Origin of the sequence: Capnocytophaga sp. oral taxon 863 str. F0517 (assembly GCF_000466425.1) — a bacterium.
Classification (GTDB): domain Bacteria; phylum Bacteroidota; class Bacteroidia; order Flavobacteriales; family Flavobacteriaceae; genus Capnocytophaga.
This window is the reverse complement of record NZ_KE992175.1, coordinates 32,564-33,405: the sequence shown is the minus strand read 5'-3', so window position 1 is coordinate 33,405 and position 842 is coordinate 32,564. Positions and strand designations below refer to the sequence as shown.

1 protein-coding gene is annotated in these 842 nt (G+C 41.7%); it reads right to left on the bottom strand.

All coding sequences use genetic code 11. The features are described from left to right. On the bottom strand, positions 1-842 hold an 842-nt coding region (locus tag HMPREF1551_RS11805; protein ID WP_021629388.1), incomplete at both ends, for a DKNYY domain-containing protein.

Here is an 842-nt window from a genome sequence, read left to right as displayed (position 1 = left end):
TATCGTCTTGGGAAGGGAATAATTCCCTTAGGGGAGTATTTCCTTCTTTGAGCAGCGCTAACTGCTGGGGGGTGAGGTGAGGTACATAAAGGCTATCGTCATAAGTCCTATAATAAGCCTGATCCTCATAGACAAATAGGTCCTGATCATCCATATAGAAAAGGTTTTTCCCATACTCAGGGCGGTTTGTATAGTGGAAAGGCAGCTTTTTACGCCAATTATATATCCCATTCTTGTCATACTGATAGTAATAATGCCCTGGAACAATCCCAAAAGTCACTGCATCATAGCCAAAGAGTGGCTTTTTCCCTCTGTACACCTTGTTTCCATCGGTCACCAAAACCTCAAACAGCTTTATTTTACTCAAATTCTCCTTGGGTATGGGTACTCTAAGGTCTTTGTCCTCTAATGGATAGCTATTTTCATCATAATAGAGGTGGTTTTTATCTATCAAATAGAAATCATTCAGCCTTCGTAAGGTAGGAATATCAAAATAATCAGGGAGCTCTATAAAGTAATCCTCCGCCCTCTCCTGATCATAATCATATCCTGCATTATTACGCAATACATGGGTAGCGGTTTTGTATATATTATTCGATACCTGCTGTACCCGCTCTCCTTTGTAGATAAAGGGCTTCCCTCGGTAATAGGTATTGTCCTTGTCGGAGACAAATTTCCCCTCTGCCCGTTCCTTCTGAAGGGTAGCCACATCAGCCCCCTCTACCTTTTGGTCATAATAGTATAGATAGTTTTTGTCCTTGAAATAACAAGTGGTAACCGACTCGAAGGTGGCAGGATCGGAGATAGCAATCGGCTTTGTTCCCCTAAAAGCCTTCTTATAA